Source organism: Achromobacter marplatensis, from assembly GCF_049060505.1.
Taxonomy (GTDB): domain Bacteria; phylum Pseudomonadota; class Gammaproteobacteria; order Burkholderiales; family Burkholderiaceae_B; genus Achromobacter; species Achromobacter marplatensis_A.
In genome coordinates this window covers 39,483-57,690 of the sequence record NZ_JBMGRB010000010.1, presented here as the reverse complement: position 1 = coordinate 57,690, position 18,208 = coordinate 39,483, and the positions used below count along the sequence as shown (strand labels likewise).

Genomic DNA, 18,208 nt, shown 5'->3' with positions numbered 1-18,208 from the left:
CTCAAGCCTGGCTTAGCTTGCTCAGCAGCTCGCGCAGCGCGCGGGCGCGATGGCTGACCCGGTTCTTTTCCTCGGGGTCCAGCGTCGCGGCGGTCAACCCCATATCGGGCAGGTAGAAATGGGGATCGTAGCCAAAACCGTTCGCGCCTTCGGGCTGATCGATGATCTCGCCATGCCACAGGCCTTCGCCGATGATCGGGCACGGGTCGTTTTCAGAGCGCACCAGCGCCAGCACGGCCACGTACCAGGCGCGGCGGTCGGCCTGCCCCGCCAGGTTCTGCGTCAGAAGCGCGTTATTGGCCAAGTCGGACTTTTCACCGCCGTGCATCTTGGCATAGCGGGCCGAATAGACACCGGGCGCGCCGTCCAGCGCGGCCACGCACAGGCCCGAATCGTCGGCCAGGGCCGGCAGCCCGGTCAGGCGGCTGGCGTGGCGCGCCTTGGCCAAGGCGTTTTCAACGAAGGTAACGTGCGGTTCCTCGGCTTCGGGCACGCCCAGGTCGCCTTGGGGCACCAGTTCGATGCCCAGGGGAGCGAACAAGGCGGAAAACTCGCGCAACTTGCCGGCATTGTTGGACGCCAGCACGATGCGGCGCAGGGAATCGGGAATCTTGGGGGAAGTCATAAGGCAAATTGTATAGGGCGCAGGCCGCCCGCGCCGCCACTTGCTTGATGTTCCCGCGCCCTGCTCGGGCATCAAAATCGTCGCCTGAAGACCGGGCTGCGCGCATGGCCGCAACAACACAGACATATTTTGTCGTCAACATCGCTAATCTTGTCACTGAACGTATCTGACGCCCTCGGCGATGACCCCATTTCACGCTATGCCCCAGACGGCTGCGGTCCGCACCCTCCACGCTTCGCCGGGCGACGCGCCCGCACCCGCCGGCTTGGCCGGTATTTTGCAAGAACGGCTGCTGCGGCCGCGCTACCAGCCCGTGGTTGACCTGTCGCATAGCCGCATCTATGGCCACGAAAGCCTGATCCGCGGCCCGGCCGACACCGCCCTGCATTTTCCCGACGCCCTGTTCGCCGAAGCCCGGCGCCAGGGACTGCACCCGCAACTGGAACTAGCCAGCTTCCGGGCCGGCGCGCAAGGTTTCCAGGACAACGACGCAGCGGGCAAGCTGTTCCTGAACTTATCAGGATCGGCGCTGATTCATTATTGGACGCTGTGGGGCGACGACATGCCGCTGCGTCTTTTGAAGGACTGCACGCTGCCGGCGTCCAGCATCATCGTCGAACTGACCGAACAAGACCCGCTGTCGGACCACATGGGTGAACTGGGCCGCGCATTCGCCTGCCTGCGCGAACGCGGCATGCGCATCGCGCTGGACGATTACGGCGTGGGCAATTCAAACTTGCAGCTATGGTCCGAAATGCAGCCCGACCTGGTCAAGATCGACCGGTACTTTTTTGACGGCATCGGCCAAAGCGATCGCAAGCAGAATATGGTGCGGGCCATTCTGAAGGTGGCGCAGCATTTGGGCACGGCCATCGTTGCCGAAGGCATAGAAACGGCGGAAGACCTGGCTGTAGTGCGCGAACTGGAGATCCGATACGCGCAAGGCTGGTTCCTGGGACGGCCCGAAGAAACGCTGTTGACGGAGTTGACCGCGCCGCTGCGCGACTCGCTGCGGGTGCGCAGCCCCGCTCCCCTGTCGCAGCGATCCGCCGGCGGCACCGCCGCCAGCCTGCGCGTGGAAGCGCCGGCCGCGCTGTTGAACCAGCACACCAACGACGATGTGCATCGGCTGTTCATCGAGCACAAAAACATGCACGCCGTCGCGGTCGTCGACGGCGACAACCGGCCCGTGGGCATCATCAACCGCCGCGATTTCTCGGAACACTACGCGCAACGCTATACGCGGGAACTGTTCGGCCGCGACGCGTGCTCGACGTTCATGAATGGCGAACCGGTGCTGGTGGACCTGAACGTGTCGATCGATCAGCTTAGCCATGTGCTGATTTCCGAAGACCAGCGCTACCTGATGGACGGCCTGATCATCACGCGGGACGGCCGATATGACGGCCTGGCCACCGGCGAGACCCTGGTGCGCTCAGTGACCGAGATGCGGATCGAAGCGGCGCGCTACGCCAACCCGCTGACGTCGCTGCCCGGCAATATCCCCATCAGCCGGCACATCGCCACCTTGCTGGAGGACGCGGCGGACTTCACGATCTGCTATGGCGACCTCAATAACTTCAAGCCTTTCAACGACGTCTACGGCTACTGGCGCGGCGACGACATGATCATGCTGACCGCCGAAGTCGTCAAACGGCATTGCGACCCGCTGCGCGACTTCGTGGGACACGTGGGGGGCGACGACTTCGTGGTGCTGTTTCGCAGCCTGGACTGGATGCCGCGCGTGCAACGCATCATCGCCGAGTTCAACGAACAGGCCATGGACCTGTACGACGATCAGGGTCGCCAAAACGGGGGCATCGAAGCCGAAGACCGTTATGGCGTGCCGCGCTTTTTCCCGTTCGTGACGTTGGGCGTGGGCGCGCTCACCGTCACGCCGTCTTTATGCGAGCGCATCCGCCCCGAGGACATCGCGTCGGCGGCCGCGCATGTCAAGCACAAGGTCAAGCACGGGAACCTGTCGCTGGTGATCGAACGCTATACCGGCGGCGCCCTGCCCCAATTGGCCGGCTAGCTGGCCGGCCGAAGGTTGCACGGCGGCGCCGTTCTGTGCCGCCTGCGCGATCTGGAACACGGCCACCGCGCGGCGCAGGCCTTGCGCCTGGATCTCCAGCGCAGCGGCGGCCGCCGCGGTCTGCTCCACCATCGCGGCGTTCTCTTGGGTGGACCGCTCGATATCGGCCACCGCGTCGTTCACCGATGCAATGCCCGCGGCCTGTTCGGCGGTGGCGCTGGAAATTTCAGCCACGATCTGCGTCACCCGGTCAACCGACGCCACCATGTCGCGCATGGTATCGCCCGCCAGGTGCACCTGGCGCACGCCTGCCTCGACGCGCAACGCCGAATCCTCGATCAAGCCCTTGATTTCGCGGGCCGCCTGCGCGCTGCGCTGGGCCAACGAACGCACCTCGCCCGCCACCACGGCAAACCCTTTGCCCTGCTCGCCGGCCCGCGCCGCTTCCACCGCGGCATTCAGCGCCAGAATGTTCGTCTGGAACGCGATGCTGTCCACCACGCCGACGATCTCGCCGATCCGGCGCGCGCTGTCCGCAATGCCCTGCATGCTCTGCACGACCTCGTTCACCGCCTGGCCGCCGCGCTGCGCCAGCTGGGTGGCGCTTTCGGCCTGGCGGCTGGCCTGGTCCGCGTTGCCGGCGGTCATCTGGACCGTATGCGCCAACTGAGTCATGTTGGCCGCGGCCTCTTGCAGCGAACCCGCCTGCCGCGCGGTGCGGTCGGACATGTCCGCCCCGCCTGCGGCGATTTCGCCAGAGCCGGTATGGATTTCCTCGACGCCGAGGCGCACCGAGGCCACGGCGGCCGACAGCCCGGTCTGCATGCGGCGCATGGCCGAATACAGCACGCCGATCTCGTTGTCGCCCCGCATGGCGATGGCGCCCGTCAGGTCGCCGTCGGCGATGCGGTCGAAGTGCGCGCCAGCCTCATTCAGCGGCCGCAAGATGCTGCGGCGGAACGCCAGCCGGATCAACACGGCCAGCAGCAACACGACGCCCAACACGCCGGCGGCGACCAGGATCACCCGCTCCAATGTCTGGCTGGCCCCCGCCACCGCGGCCTGGCCCTGCTGCCGCGAATAGGCCTGATAGGCATCCGCCTGCTTGATGTAGGCGGCGCCGCTTCCGGGCAGCACTTTGTCCACCAAGCGGTTGACTTCGATACCGTTCCAACCCTGGATCGCCTTTTGCATGGGCACAAGCGTCTGCTCGGCAAAGGCGGCATAGGCCTTCAACATCTGGTCGAACAGCGGACCGCCTTGGGCGCTGACGTCAGGATTGCCCCGTAGACGCGCCAAGCTGGCGCCAGCCTGTTTCAACAACGCGTCCGCCTGCGCCAGCGATTCGTCGCGAGCCGCTTCCAGGCCGCCTTCCATCCCGGTTTTGGCGTCGGTCAGCGCGGCGCGGGCCTGGAACAGGCGGCTGGTCATGTCGGCCAGGTCGCTGGCCCGTTCAATGCTGCCTCGGCCCAAGGCCTCGATATCGGCCCGGTTGTCGCGCAGCACTGCGATGCCCGCTGCCGCGGCGACGGCAAACAGCACCACAAATAACGCCAGAATGGCGGATACCGCCGTGGTGACCCTGAGATTTTTCCGCATATCCATCCGTATATAGCCGGGCGCCAGAGGCGCAGTGCCACGGATTATGGGCATCCAGTTTGGCAATTTCTTGACACAACCTGACCAGGCGCATGACGAACGCCCGTCATGAAACTGCGCTTTTGCGAACAGGAACCCCGTATTAAGGAATTGTGAATTGGCAGCGGCACGCCCTTGCGGCACATTCGATGCTGTACCGAACCATTCCCCTCATCCCTACAGCAGCCCTATGCCTCACGCCTCCCACGATTACCAGGACATCCGCGAAGCCGTGCGCGACCTTTGCGCCCAATTCCCCGGCGAGTACTTCCGCAAGGTCGACGAAGAACGCGGCTATCCCGAGGACTTTGTCCGCGCATTGACCGAGGCCGGCTGGCTGGCCGCGCTGATCCCGCAGGAATACGGCGGCTCGGGCCTGGGCTTGACCGAGGCGTCGGTCATCATGGAAGAAATCAACCGCAGCGGCGGCAACTCCGGCGCCTGCCACGGCCAGATGTACAACATGGGCACGCTGCTGCGTCATGGGTCCGAGGCCCAGAAGCGCGAATATCTGCCCCGCATCGCCGCCGGCGAACTGCGCCTGCAGTCCATGGGCGTCACCGAGCCCACCACCGGCACCGACACCACCAAGATCAAGACCACCGCCGTGCGTCGCGGCGACCGCTATGTGATCAACGGGCAGAAGGTGTGGATTTCGCGCGTGCAGCATTCCGACTTGATGATCCTGCTGGCGCGTACCACGCCGCTGGACCAGGTCACGCGCAAGTCGGAAGGCATGTCGATCTTCCTGGTGGACCTGCATCACGCCGTCAAGCACGGCATGACGATCCGCCCGATCCCCAACATGGTCAATCACGAGACCAACGAGCTGTTCTTCGACAACCTGGAAATTCCCGTCGAAAACCTGATCGGTGAAGAAGGCAAAGGCTTCAAGTACATCCTGGACGGCCTGAACGCCGAACGCACGCTGATCGCCGCCGAGTGCATCGGCGACGGCTACTGGTTCGTGGACAAGGTGACCGCCTACGCCAAGGAACGCATGGTGTTCGGGCGGCCCATCGGCCAGAACCAGGGCGTGCAGTTCCCGATCGCGCGCGCCCACATCAACGTGGAAGCCGCCAGCCTGATGCGTTACGAGGCCTGCCGGCTGTTCGACGCCCATCAGCCCTGCGGCGCCCAGGCCAACATGGCCAAGCTGCTGGCCGCCGACGCATCGTGGGAAGCCGCCAATGCCTGCCTGCAGTTCCATGGCGGGTTCGGCTTCGCGACCGAGTACGACGTCGAACGCAAATTCCGCGAGACGCGGCTGTATCAGGTGGCGCCCATCTCCACCAACCTGATCCTGTCCTACGTCGCCGAACACATCCTGGGCCTGCCCCGCTCTTTCTGACCCGACCACGCTCATGAACGCAGCCAAAGACACCCCCCACCTCAGCGCCGAACTGGCGGCCTTTGCGGCCAACCTGCGGTACGACGACATCCCGGCGCCGGTGTTGCGCCGCGCCGAGGACCTGCTCCTGGATTGCCTGGCCTCGATCCTGGCTGGCGCCTCCGCCCGCGCCGTGCAAGCGATCGACCGCTATGCGGCAGCCATGGGGCCCGCCGACGGCCCCAGCGAAGTGCTGATCACGCGACGCCGCACGTCGCCGATGTTCGCCGCGATGGTCAATGCGGCGGCCGCGCACGTGGTCGAACAGGACGACGTCCATAACGGTTCGGTGTTCCATCCCGCCGCCGTCGTGTTCCCGCCCGCGCTGGCCGTGGCGCAAGCGTTGGGCAGCTCGGGCCGCGACCTGCTGACGGCTGCCGTCGCGGGCTACGAAGTCGGTATCCGCGTCGGCGAATTCCTGGGCCGTTCGCACTACAAGATCTTCCACACCACGGGCACCGCGGGCACCCTGGCCGCCGCCGTCACCACCGGCCACCTGCTCAAACTGTCCCCGGAACAGATGCTGCACGCGCTGGGGTCGGCCGGCACTCAGGCCGCCGGACTGTGGGAATTCCTGCGCGACGCCGCCGACTCCAAGCAATTGCACACCGCCAAGGCGGCTGCCGACGGCATCACCGCCGCCTATCTGGCGCGCGAAGGCTTCACCGGCGCCCGCCACATCCTGGAAGGCCCGCAAGGCATGGCGGCCGGCATGTCGACCGACGCCGACCCCGCCAAACTCTGCGACCGCCTGGGCGAACGCTGGGCGCTGGCCGAAACCTCGTTCAAGTTTCACGCGTCTTGCCGCCATACCCACCCGGCCGCCGACGCACTGCAACAGGCGTTGCGCGACAACAACCTGACCGAAGCCGATGTGGCGCGCGTTGTGGCCCATGTGCACCAAGGCGCCATCGACGTGCTGGGCCCGGTCGTCAATCCGCAGACCGTGCATCAGTCAAAGTTCTCGATGGGCACCGTGCTGGCGCTGATCGCCCGCAAGGGCCGCGCCGGCCTGGCTGAATTCGACGCCGGACTGGACGACCCGGCGGTGGCCGATTTCCGCGGCAAGGTTGAAATGGTGCTGGACGAAGAAGTCGACAGCGCCTACCCGCAGCGCTGGATCGGCAAGGTCACCGTGACCACCCGCGACGGCCGCACGGTGCACGGCCGCGTCGACGAACCCAAGGGCGACCCGGGCAACACACTGAGCCGTTCCGAAATCGAAGACAAGACGCTCAGCCTGGGACGCTACGCGGACGCCGCCACGGAACATGAACTACGTGAGCTGATCGGCACGATCTGGGGCTTGGAGAACGTGGCCAAAGTCGACGCACTGCTATCGCGCAAGGCGGCCTAGCCTCTGGCCGGCCCCTTCCCCTCGATGAAAAACAGCCGCTTTCGCGGCTATTTTTCATGGGACAGACCCCGTAACCCTCTGGGATGGATTGAACCCGTCACCGTCGTGCGATGTATCGAACCCGGGACCATCGTAGGATGGGTGGAGCGCGAGCGAATCGCCCTCTATGAACCGATCCCGACCGCGCGCAACCCATCAGGCGCCTGCCCCGTGGCCGGCGTTACCGCACGTTCACCGCTGTCCGATGGGTTGCGCGCGCTAACCCGCTGCATTCTTCTTCAGGAATACTCGCGCTTCACCCATCCTACGCCAGGGCAGCGCGTTGCGCGCGGACCAGGCTGGCGATGCCGCCTTCCGCCAGCACCAGCATCGTGTCCAGTTCGGCGCGGGTGAAGGTTGCGCCTTCGCCCGTGCCCTGCACTTCCACGAAGGCGCCGCTGCCCGTCATGATGACGTTCACGTCGGCGTCGCAGGCCGAGTCTTCCTGATAGTCCAGGTCCAGCACCGAGCGGCCTTGCACCAGGCCCACCGACACCGCCGCGACCGCGTCGCGGATGGGGTTGACGGCCAGGTCGCCGCGCTTCATCAGCAAGGCCACGGCATCGGCCGCCGCCACCCAGGCGCCGGTGATGCTGGCGCAACGCGTGCCGCCATCAGCCTGCAGCACATCGCAATCCAGGTGCAGCGTGCGTTCGCCCAGGGCCTTCATGTCAAACACGGCGCGCAGGCTACGGCCGATCAGGCGCTGGATTTCCTGCGTGCGGCCGCTTTGCTTGCCGCGCGCGGCTTCGCGGTCGCCGCGCGTGTGCGTGGCGCGCGGCAGCATGCCGTATTCCGCCGTGACCCAGCCCTCGCCCTTGCCTTTCAAAAACGGCGGCACCTTCTCCAGAACGCTGGCGGTGCAAAGCACATGGGTGTCGCCGGCCTTCACCAGCACCGACCCTTCTGCGTAGCGCGTAAAGCCGCGTTCCAGGGTGAACGGCCGCAATTCGTCGACGGCGCGGCCAGACGGACGGGCGATGGTGGGCATAGTGGTCACAGGCAGACTCCAGACATGAACATTGATTCGCGGCATTGTACGGGCAGGCGCCGCAGGAAATCCCTGCTTGGAGTATCCTGCCGCGATATATCACCAGGGAACGCCCATCATGATTCGCAGCATGACCGCCTTCGGCAACGCCCGAGCAGACCTAGAGCAAGGCACGCTTGCCATTGAACTGCGCAGCGTCAACAGCCGCTTCCTCGACCTGTATTTCCGCCTGCCCGATGAACTGCGGCACGTCGAAACCCCGCTGCGCGAATTGCTGACCGCCAACCTGGCGCGTGGCAAGGTCGAAATTCGCGTCTCGTTCACCCGCACGGCCAGCACCGATCTGTCCAAGCTGGACCCCGCCTGGCTTGAAAGCCTGGCCGAGCAGCTTCAGGCCGCGCGCCGCATCGTCCCCGACATCGCGCCGCCCCGGCTGGTGGAGTTATTCAATTGGCCCGGCCAACGCGGTAATGACGCGCTTGACCCGCAAATCTGGGGCGCAGCGTGCCTGCAGGCGGGCCAACAGGCGTTGACCCAATTGCAAGAAGGCCGCGCCCGCGAAGGCGAACGGCTGGCCGGCATGATGCGCGAATGCGCCGATGGCGTCGCGCGCGTCGTCGACATCGTGCAGGCGCATCTGCCCCAATTGCTGTCGGACCACCGCGACAAGTTGGCCGCCAAGCTGCGTGAAAGCGTGGAATCGGCCTTTCCGGGCGGCTTCACTCATATCTCCGGCGCGGAACTCTCTGAACGGCTTTCGCAAGAGGCCAACCTGTTCGCGTTGCGCATCGACGTGGCCGAAGAGCTGTCGCGCCTGCGTTCGCACCTGGAAGAGCTGCGCCACCTGCTGACCGATGGCGGCGGCAAGTCCACCTCGGGCAAGAAAAACGCGGGCAGCGCCGGCAAGCGCCTGGACTTCCTGTTCCAGGAAATGAACCGCGAAGCCAATACGCTGGGTTCCAAGGCGGGCAGCATGGAAGTGACGCGCGCCGCCATGGACTTGAAGCTGCTGATCGAACAGATGCGCGAGCAAGCCCAGAACATCGAATAATCACGCCTTACGCGGAACCCGGTCCATGCAACGTGTCGTCATCATTGGCGGAGGCGCCATGGGCAGCTCCGTGGCGTATTTCCTGAGCCTTGTGCCCGGCGCGTTCGATGTGACGGTGATCGAACGCGACCCGACCTACGCGCAAGCCTCGTCGGCGCTATCCGCCAGTTCGATCCGCCAGCAGTTCACCAGCCCGGTCAATATCGGCATGTCGCAGGCGGGCATCGCGTTTCTTCGCGCGCTGGGTTCCACCCTGTATGTCGACGAGCCCGCGCCCGACGTGGGCCTGACCGAACCCGGCTACCTGTACCTGGCCAGCCCGGCGGGCAGTGCCGCGCTGCGTGACAACCATGCCACCCAAATCGCGCACGGCGTGGACGTCGCCTTGCTTCAACCCGCCGAATTGGCCGCGCGTTTTCCATGGATGCATACCGGTGATCTGGCACTGGGCGCGCTGGGCCTGTCCGGCGAAGGCTGGTTCGACGGCTACGGGCTGATGCAGGCGCTGCGCAAGAAAGCCATTGCCCAAGGCGTGCGATACGTGCGCGCCGAGGCGGTGGGGTTGCTTCAAGAGGGTGCCCGGATTAATGGCGTCTGGCTCGACCAGGGCGCGGCGCTAGCCTGCGACGCCGTCGTCAACGCGGCCGGCCCCTGGGCCGCCCGGGTGGCCCGCTGGGCCGGCATCGACCTTCCAGTGCGGGCGCGGCGCCGCACCGTATTCAGCTTCAGTTGCCCGCAAGCGCTGCCCCGGTGCCCCTTGCTGATCGACCCCTCGGGCATCTGGTTCCGCCCCGAAGGCGGCAGGTTCCTGTGCGGCTTCGCGCCCGACCCGTCGGACGATGCCGACGATATGCCGCTGCAAGCGCAGCATGAAGCGTTTGATTCCCATGTGTGGCCGTTGCTGGCGCAGCGCGTGCCTGCGTTTGAAGCGCTGCGGGTCCAAAGCGCGTGGGCCGGCTACTACGAAATGAACCTGTTCGACCAGAACGCGATCATTGGCGCTCATCCGGACTGCCCCAACCTGTTCTTCGTCAACGGCTTCTCGGGGCACGGCTTACAGCAGGCGCCCGCCGCGGGGCGCGGCATCGCGGAGCTGCTGGCCCATGGCGAATACCGCAGCCTGGACCTGTCGCCCCTGTCGTTTCAACGCATTCTGGACAACCGTCCGCTGCGGGAAAAGAACATCATCTGATTGATGTCCCCTCCCGCAGAGAAATTCAGCGCACCTCGCCCGCGGCAGGTTCGCCGCGCAGGGCCGAATCCAGGTATTGGCTGCGCGCCCGCGCATCCGGGAAGCGCATATCCCGGTAACTGATGAAGCGCGATCCGCGCGCCAGCCGGTAACCCAGCCAAATCAGCAGGAACAGCGGAATGCCGACATAGGTGGCCACCACGCCGCCCCAGTCGATCCGGTCCTGCAGGAAAGCCTGGTAGTTCTGGCCCAGGGTGATGATCAGGCACAGCACGAAGGCGAAGATGGGGCCGAACGGGAAGAACGGCGACACATACGGCAGATCAGCCAGGTTGTTGCCCTGCTTCACGTAGCCGCGGCGGAAGCGGTAGTGGCTGATGGCGATGCCCAGCCAAGCGATAAAGCCCGTCATGCCCGACGTGTTCAACAGCCAGATGTAAACGGCATTGGGGCTGAAGATGAACGTGAAGAAGCACAGCGCGGCCACCACGGTCGTCGCCAGCAGCGCCCAGAGCGGCACGCCGTTGCGCGAAATATGGCCGAAAATGCGCGGCGCCTTGCCTTCGCGGGCCAGGCTGTACAGCATGCGCGTGGCCGCGTACATGCCCGAATTGCCCGCCGACAGCACCGACGTCAGCACCACGGCGTTCATGACCGACGCCGCCCCCAACAGGCCGGCGCGTTCGAAGATCAGCGCGAACGGGCTGACGCTGATGTCCTCGACCTCGTTGCGCAGCAGATGCGGGTCGGTATACGGGATCAGCAGGCCGATCACCAGAATGGCCATGACGTAGAACAGCAAAATGCGCCAGAACACTTGGCGCACCGCGCGCGGCAAATTGCGCGCCGGGTCTTTGGATTCGCCTGCGGCGATGCCGATCAGTTCCGTGCCCTGGAACGAAAAGCCCACCACCATCGCGACGCCGATCAGCGCCGCGAAACCGCCCGCGAACGGGGCGTCGCCGACGGTCCAATTGGCCAGGCCGCCCGTTTCGCCGCCGCGGATGATGCCCAGCAGCATCATCACGCCCATGGCCACGAAACCCAGCACCGCAACCACTTTGATCAGCGCGAACCAGAATTCAGCTTCCCCGAAACCGCGCGCCGACATGGCGTTCAGGCCGAAGGTGATCGCCAGGAACAAGGCGCTCCAGTAGAAGCCGGGCACATCGGGAAACCAGTACGCCATGACGAGCTGCGCCGCCACCAGGTCCACCGCCACGGTGACCGCCCAGTTGTACCAATAGTTCCAACCCAGCGCGAAGCCGAATCCATCTTCGACATAGCGCGCGCCATAGGTGGAGAACGAACCCGAAACCGGCATCGCAGCGGCCAATTCGCCCAGGCTGGTCATCAGGAAATAGACCATCACCCCGATCAGCACATAACCCAGCAGCGCGCCGCCGGGGCCCGCCTTGGCAATGGTCGCCCCCGAGGCGACGAACAGGCCGGTTCCGATGGAACCGCCTACCGCGATCATGGTCAGGTGGCGCGCGGACAGCGTCCGGCGCAGCTCGGACGGTTGACCCGCCTTCGCCGCGCGCGTGCCGCTTGCGCGGCGTTCATCGTGTTCCGATGGTGCCAAAATGCTTTTCCTTCACGTCGTGAAGGCATCCGCGCCACACGCTGCGGATGCCTTGGGATTACCGGGCAACGCGCGAGAATAGCGCAAACCGCCCCGCCGCGAAAAACGCCGAGGCATCGGGGACGGATCCTGTTACTGGAAAGCGGTTTCCATGAACGTGCGCAGTTTGCGCGAATGCAGCCGCTCGGGCGGCATGTCGCGCAACCGCTCCAACGCCCGGATACCGATCTCCAGGTGCTGGTTGACCTGACGGCGATAGAAAACGCTGGCCATGCCGGGCAGCTTCAGTTCGCCGTGCAAGGGTTTGTCGGACACGCAAAGCAGCGTGCCGTAAGGCACGCGGAAGCGGAAGCCGTTGGCAGCGATGGTGGCCGATTCCATATCCAGCGCGATCGCCCGCGACTGCGCAAAGCGTTCGACCAGTTCAACGTGGTCGCGCAGTTCCCAGTTGCGGTTGTCGATGGTGGCGACCGTTCCGGTGCGCATGATGCGCTTCAAGTCCCAACCGGACAGCCCCGCCACTTCTTCCACCGCCTGCTCCAGCGCCACTTGCACTTCCGCCAGCGCCGGAACCGGCACCCAGGTGGGCAAGTCGGCGTCCAGGACGTGGTCCTCGCGCACATAGCCGTGCGCCAGCACGTAGTCGCCCAGCCGCTGCGAATCCCGCAAGCCGGCGCAGTGGCCCAGCATCAGCCAGGCATGCGGACGCAGCACGGCGATGTGATCGGTGATGGTCTTGGCGTTGGACGGGCCCACGCCGATGTTCACCAGCGTGATGCCGGAATGGTCGCCGCGCACCAGGTGGTACGCGGGCATCTGCGGCAAGCGGGCGGCCTGCCCTTCGTCGCCCGGGCCGCTTTCACCGCGGCGGGTGATGCGGTTGCCCGGTTCGACCAGCATTTCGTAGTCTTCGTTGCCACTGGCCATCAGCGCCCGGGCGCGCGCGCAGAACTCGTCCACATAGAACTGGTAATTGGTGAACAGCACGAAGTTCTGGAAATGCGCCGGCGCGGTCGAGGTGTAGTGCTGCAGGCGGTGCAACGAATAGTCCACGCGTTGGGCGGTAAACGGCGCCAGCGGCTTGGGTTCGCCTTCCTTGCCACGCCACGAGCCGTTGACGATGGCGTCATCGGTCACGGCCAGGTCCGGCACGTCGAACAGGTCGCGCAAGGGGCGCTTCAGGGCTTCCAGATGCTCGCCCTCGACATAAGCGCCTTCCGGAAACGCGAAATGCAGCGGAATGGGGGAATCGGATTCACCGACTTCCACCGCCACACGGTGGTTCTGCAGCAGTTGGCCGACCTGCTCGATCAGGTAGTCGCGGAACAGTTCGGGTTGCGTGACCGTGGTTTGGTAGATGCCGGGCTCGGCCACATGGCCATACGACAGGCGCGTGTCGATGGGGTCGTAGGTTTCAACCACGATGCGGATCGCGGGGTAATAGGCCCGGGCGCGTTCACGACCGTTGCCGCTGCCATTCAAGACCTCGCGAAACGCGGCGCGCAGGAATGCGGTGTTGCGCGCATAGATTTCAGCCAGCCGGTCCACCGCCGCCTGGGCATCTTGGAACGGTTCAAAGGGCATGGCGTCAGGCCGGTTCATCGACGACAAAGGGTGGACTGCATTCATCATTGAGCTTTACTCCGCTTTCTTGTCTGCCGATTATGCCCGAGCGCGCCGTCAATGAAGCGTCATATTCCGGCGCGCCGCCGCAGCGTCGCCATCGCCAATGATATAGAAACAATATATCATTCCGATTCTTCGCATTTCCCTGCCTATCATGCCCCCCCTGCCTGGCCTTCGCCGCGTCCCCCCGCCGCTGTTCGCGCGCTGGGCCGTGCTTGCCTGGCTGTCTGCTTGCCTGCTGCTGGCGCCCATGGGCAGCCTGCGTCACGCGTTGACGCACCTGGGCCAAGCCCCCGCCGCCAGCCAGGACGACGACGCCCACGCGCATGAAAGGCTGGGGCACTGCGACCTTTGCCAACTGTGGGATTTGCTGGACGCCACGCTCCCATCGTCTTTCGCATGGGTCGGCGGCCACGCTTCCCGAGTGGCGCCTGTCGCCCATCCGCCCACTGGCACCGACGCCATCGGCGGCACATGGTTCCAACCTCGCGCCCCGCCGCTCCAGGCCTGAAATCCGCCTTCGCGCCGCCTTTCAGGCGGCTCTGATTTCATTCGCCGGCCCTGTCGCCTGCCCCCTGGATCGCCATCATGAATTTCCCGACCACCCCAACCCGGGGCCGCCCGCCCCTGCGCGCTCGCGCACCGCGCATGGTTGCCCTGCGCATAGTCACCCTTCGTCCGCTTGCCCTGGCTTGCGCCTATGCCTTGCCGCTTGTCCTGCCCTTTGTTTTGCCCGGCGCCGCGCGCGCGCAACCCGCCCCCGAGGCCGCGACCTTGACGCCCGTCGTCGTCACCGCCAACCCGCTGGGCAGCGACGCGTTGGCGTCGCCCTCCACCGTGCTGCAGGGCCAGGAACTGGACCTGCGGCGCGGCTCCAACCTGGGCGAAACGCTGAACGGATTGCCCGGTGTGTCCACGACCAGCTACGGCCCCATGGTGGGCCGGCCCATCATCCGGGGGCTGGACGGCGACCGCATCCGCTTGCTGAACAATGGCGTCGGCACCCTGGACGCCTCGTCGCTGTCGTTCGACCACGCCGTGCCGCAAGACCCGCTGTCGACCAACCGGGTCGAAATTCTGCGTGGGCCTGCCGCGCTGCTGTATGGCGGCAACGCCATCGGCGGCGTCGTGAACACGCTGGACAATCGCATCCCCACCGAACCCGTCGACGGCATCCACGGGGACGTGGGAGGCAGCTACGGCGGCGCCAACAATGACCGCAACGGCGCCATCCAGCTGGAAGGCGGCGACGGCACGTTCGCAATCCATGCCGACGCCTTCGGCCGCAAGACCGGCACGCTGCGCATCCCCGGCTACGCGCGGACCGCCACTCAGCGCGCCGCCGACGGCCCGGACGCTGAACAAGCCCGCGACCGGCTGCCCAATAGCGACGGCGAGGCCAGCGGCGGCGCGTTGGGCATGTCCTGGACGGGCGAACACGGTTATGCCGGCCTGTCCTACAGCGGCTACGACGCCAATTACGGCTCGGTCGCCGAAGCCGACGTGCGCATCAAAATGCACCAGGAACGCTTCGGTTTCGCAAGCGAACTACGCGACCTGAGCGGCCCGTTCCAGAGCATCAAGCTGAACTTCGCCTACACCGACTACCAGCACAAGGAAATCGAAGACGGCGAAACCGGCACGGTGTTCAAGAACCGCGGCTACGAGGCCCGTATCGAGGCGCGGCACGCGGACATCGGCCCGCTGCACGGCGTCGTCGGGCTGCAATTGGGCCAGACGCGCTTTTCAGCACTGGGCGATGAAGCCCTGGTTCCCACCACCGACACGGATTCCGCCGCGCTTTTCGCCTTGGAAGAATGGACGCTGAACGAGCGCCTGACGCTGTCGGCGGGCGCTCGCATGGATTACACGCGGCTACGCCCCAACGCTGGCGGCAACGACCGGTTCGACGATTCCACCCGCCGCAGCATCACGGCCGGGAGTTTCTCGCTGGGCGGCATCTACAAGCTGACCCCGCTGTGGTCCCTGGCCGCCAACGGCGCCTACACCGAACGCGCACCCACCTTCTACGAGCTATATGCCAATGGCCCCCACGCGGCTACCGGCCAGTATCTTGTCGGCGACCAGAACCTGAGCAAAGAGCGTGCGTGGTCGGGCGATCTGTCGCTGCGCTACAAGGACGGGAATGACCACGGCAGCGTCGGCCTGTTCTACAGCAGCTTCGCCAACTACCTGGCGGAAACGAATACCGGGCGCTACCGCGATGACGACGGCGGCATCGTGGCGGCCGGCGATGACGGCGCCCTGCCCGAGGCCCGCTGCCAGGGCGTCCCGGCGCGCCTGTACGGCCTTGAAGCCGAAAACGTGACCCGCATCCTGCAGCGGGATGGCCACGCGCTGGACCTGGGGCTGTCGGGCGACTACACGGTCTCGCGCAATCGCGACACCGGACGGTCCCTGCCCCGCATTCCGCCGCTGCGCCTGCGCGTGGCGCTGGATTACGGCTATGGCCCATACAGTGCTGGCATAAGTGTCTCGAAAGCGTTCGCACAGCATGACCGTCCAGCCAATGACACGGCGACGGCGGGCTACTACAGCCTGGACGCCAACGCCGGCTACCGCTTCAAGGCCACCGGCGTGCAGTGGCAAGCCTATGTGCGCGGCATCAACCTGACCAATCAGGACATCCGCTACGCAACGTCCGTGCTGCGAGACGTCGCGCCTGAAGGCGGACGCGCGGTGATGGTGGGTTTGCGGGGCAGCTTCTAAGGGATCCAATTCGCGGCCGCCGTTACGTTCGCCCTTGGGGGTGGCGTAACGCCGGCCGCGGAATAATGCTGCATTGCACTACAAATGTAATGAAACTTTATTCCATTATAATTTGCGGGCATCTGAAGCGCCCGTGCGCCGGATGCCCCCTTTCCGCCGGCTTGCCCCCTCTAGGCAAAGCCATGCCGCCCACTCCGATTTTTGAAGTGACGTAATGACTCCGCCCACGCGAAAAGTCCGAATTGCCAATTTCAGCATTCCTGTTTTCCTGTCAGCCCCGCTTCTGGCCCTGACGCTTTCCTGGATTCCCGGCGCCGCCCAGGCATCCCTCCCCACCGAGCAAGCCCGCCCGACCTTAAGCGGTCTGCGCCTGGCGCAAGAACCCACCGTTCCCACCCTGCGCGAACGCGTCGTGCAAGCCGGCCTGGATGCCATCGGCACCCCTTACAGCTGGGGCGGCGACGACGCCGAAGGCTTCGATTGCAGCGGGCTAGTGCTGTATGTGTTCCGTGAAATCGCCGGACTCGAACTTCCCCGCACGGCGCGCGCCCAGCGCACTTCGGGCGAATCGGTGTCCAACAAGAAAGAACTGCGTCCCGGCGACCTGGTGTTTTTCGCCACCCGCGGACGCGGCGTGACCTCGCACGTCGGCATCTACATCGGCCAGAACAAGTTCGTCCACGCGCCGCGCCGCGGCACTAAAGTGCGTGTCGATGAAATGAAAAATCCCTACTGGACCAAGCGCTACGTCGGCGCGCGGCGCTACCTGGATACGACGCAAAGCCAGATGCTGGCCCAGGCTTCCCGCTAACTCCGGTTTCCAGCAAGTCCAGGCGGAAAAAAGGCGCCTGCCGGGGCGCCTTTCTGGGGAAACCCGCAGCGCCTGCCGGGGCGCCTTTTCGGGGAAACTCGCAGCGCCTGCCGCGGAAACGTTCCGCTGCGGGCGCTTTGTGCGTTCAGCCGCGGCCGACGAACGGCATGTTGGTTGCCATGATGGTCATGAACTGCACGTTGGCTTCCAGCGGCAGGCGGGCCATGGCGGCAACCGCCTGCGCCACGTGCGCCACATCCATGCGCGGTTCAACCTTCGTGCTGCCGTCCGCTTGCAGGATGCCGGCCGCCATGCGTTCGGTCATGTCGGTGGCCGCATTGCCGATGTCGATCTGCCCGCAAGCAATGCTGTAGGGCCGGCAATCCAGCGAAATCGACTTGGTCAACCCGGTCACCGCATGCTTGGTCGCGGTGTACGCGATCGAGTACGGGCGCGGGGCGTGCGATGAAATCGACCCGTTATTGATGATGCGGCCGCCTTGCGGCGTTTGCGCCTTCATGATGCGGATGGCGGCCTGCGCGCACAGAAACATGCCGGTCAGGTTGGTGTCGACGACATCGCGCCACACCGCTACCGGCAATTCTTCGATAGGCATCGCCGGCGCCCCACGGCCCGCATTGTTGAACAACACGTCCAGCCGGCCGTACTCGCGCTGGGCGGTGTCGAACAGATCGCGCACGGCGTTTTCGTCGGTCACGTCGGTCGGCACCACCAGTGCCCTCACGCCGTCTTCGCCCGCTGCGGTGCGGGTTGCTTCCAGGGGTTCGCGGCGGCGGCCGGCCAACACTACGCGATAACCCTGGGCCAGGAATTCCAGCGCCACGGCGCGCCCAATTCCAGTACCGGCGCCGGTCACCAGGGCCACGCGGGGCGGTTCGATCTCGTTCGAGTGCATCGGATTCTCCTTGTTATCAATCGGCGTGATGCTACCCGAATCAATCTACCGATGCTGCAAGCAAAGTTAGCAGCCGCGACACACTTTTCCCTCCCGTCGCGCAAGCAAAAGAAACCCGAATGCCGAGGCTCAAGCCAACGATTTCGCGTTGATCTGTCACAAGTGTTTATATAATTTGTAGAAATTTGCTTATTACCCAAAGTTAAATAACATTCCTCGGAG

13 protein-coding genes and 1 pseudogene are annotated in these 18,208 nt (G+C 65.3%); 8 read left to right on the top strand and 6 right to left on the bottom strand.

Translation table 11 applies throughout. The features are described 5' to 3' along the window. Position 1 precedes the first annotated feature (1 nt). Positions 2-625 carry an RdgB/HAM1 family non-canonical purine NTP pyrophosphatase gene (gene rdgB / locus ACI0FO_RS23045; RefSeq protein WP_416030500.1) on the bottom strand — a complete coding sequence of 208 codons (624 nt, stop codon included), beginning with the start codon at positions 623-625 and terminating at the stop codon, positions 2-4. A gap of 199 nt (positions 626-824) precedes the next feature. On the opposite strand from rdgB, the gene ACI0FO_RS23040 reads away from it, so the two are divergent. Further along, positions 825-2,660 (top strand): EAL domain-containing protein, encoded by a 1,836-nt coding sequence (locus tag ACI0FO_RS23040; protein ID WP_416030498.1) that lies wholly within the window; start codon positions 825-827, stop codon positions 2,658-2,660. Positions 2,661-2,825: 165 nt separating this feature from the next. On the opposite strand, the pseudogene ACI0FO_RS23035 reads toward ACI0FO_RS23040, so the two are convergent. Then, positions 2,826-4,259 (bottom strand): annotated as a pseudogene (locus tag ACI0FO_RS23035) (methyl-accepting chemotaxis protein); the annotation flags it as partial. Between the two features lie 229 nt (positions 4,260-4,488). Between ACI0FO_RS23035 and ACI0FO_RS23030 the strand changes: the two are divergent. Together ACI0FO_RS23030 and ACI0FO_RS23025 are read left to right on the top strand one after the other, a co-directional pair. Next, positions 4,489-5,649, top strand: a complete 1,161-nt coding sequence (locus ACI0FO_RS23030) for an acyl-CoA dehydrogenase family protein (RefSeq protein ID WP_050446881.1) — start codon at positions 4,489-4,491, stop codon at positions 5,647-5,649. Between the two features lie 13 nt (positions 5,650-5,662). Next, a complete protein-coding gene (locus ACI0FO_RS23025; RefSeq protein ID WP_416030495.1) occupies positions 5,663-7,045 on the top strand; it encodes an MmgE/PrpD family protein in 1,383 nt (460 codons plus the stop codon). A gap of 304 nt (positions 7,046-7,349) precedes the next feature. Here ACI0FO_RS23025 and rph read toward each other — a convergent pair whose 3' ends face one another. Next, entirely contained in the window at positions 7,350-8,075 is a 726-nt protein-coding gene (gene rph / locus ACI0FO_RS23020; protein WP_416030914.1) for a ribonuclease PH, read from the bottom strand. A 118-nt stretch (positions 8,076-8,193) separates the two neighbouring features. On the opposite strand from rph, the gene ACI0FO_RS23015 reads away from it, so the two are divergent. Beyond that, entirely contained in the window at positions 8,194-9,126 is a 933-nt protein-coding gene (locus ACI0FO_RS23015; protein ID WP_416030493.1) for a YicC/YloC family endoribonuclease, read from the top strand. Positions 9,127-9,151: 25 nt separating this feature from the next. Further along, a complete protein-coding gene (locus ACI0FO_RS23010) occupies positions 9,152-10,318 on the top strand; it encodes an NAD(P)/FAD-dependent oxidoreductase (protein WP_416030491.1) in 1,167 nt (388 codons plus the stop codon). Positions 10,319-10,343: 25 nt separating this feature from the next. Here the strand turns inward: ACI0FO_RS23010 and ACI0FO_RS23005 are convergent, their stop codons facing one another. Beyond that, complete coding sequence (locus ACI0FO_RS23005; RefSeq protein WP_416030489.1) at positions 10,344-11,903, bottom strand: amino acid permease; 1,560 nt, start codon at positions 11,901-11,903, stop codon at positions 10,344-10,346. 132 nt (positions 11,904-12,035) lie between these two features. After that, a complete protein-coding gene (locus ACI0FO_RS23000; RefSeq protein ID WP_416030487.1) occupies positions 12,036-13,535 on the bottom strand; it encodes an AMP nucleosidase in 1,500 nt (499 codons plus the stop codon). A gap of 148 nt (positions 13,536-13,683) precedes the next feature. On the opposite strand from ACI0FO_RS23000, the gene ACI0FO_RS22995 reads away from it, so the two are divergent. The 3 genes from ACI0FO_RS22995 to ACI0FO_RS22985 all read left to right on the top strand — a co-directional run bounded on the left by ACI0FO_RS22995 (position 13,684) and on the right by ACI0FO_RS22985 (position 17,070). Continuing rightward, entirely contained in the window at positions 13,684-14,040 is a 357-nt protein-coding gene (locus ACI0FO_RS22995; RefSeq protein WP_416030485.1) for a hypothetical protein, read from the top strand. Positions 14,041-14,177: 137 nt separating this feature from the next. After that, positions 14,178-16,259 (top strand): TonB-dependent receptor, encoded by a 2,082-nt coding sequence (locus ACI0FO_RS22990; RefSeq protein WP_416030912.1) that lies wholly within the window; start codon positions 14,178-14,180, stop codon positions 16,257-16,259. A gap of 214 nt (positions 16,260-16,473) precedes the next feature. Continuing rightward, positions 16,474-17,070, top strand: coding sequence for a C40 family peptidase (locus ACI0FO_RS22985; protein WP_416030484.1), 597 nt, complete (start codon positions 16,474-16,476; stop codon positions 17,068-17,070). A gap of 145 nt (positions 17,071-17,215) precedes the next feature. Here ACI0FO_RS22985 and ACI0FO_RS22980 read toward each other — a convergent pair whose 3' ends face one another. Beyond that, a complete protein-coding gene (locus ACI0FO_RS22980) occupies positions 17,216-17,986 on the bottom strand; it encodes an SDR family oxidoreductase (protein ID WP_416030482.1) in 771 nt (256 codons plus the stop codon). Between the last annotated feature and the right edge of the window lie 222 nt (positions 17,987-18,208).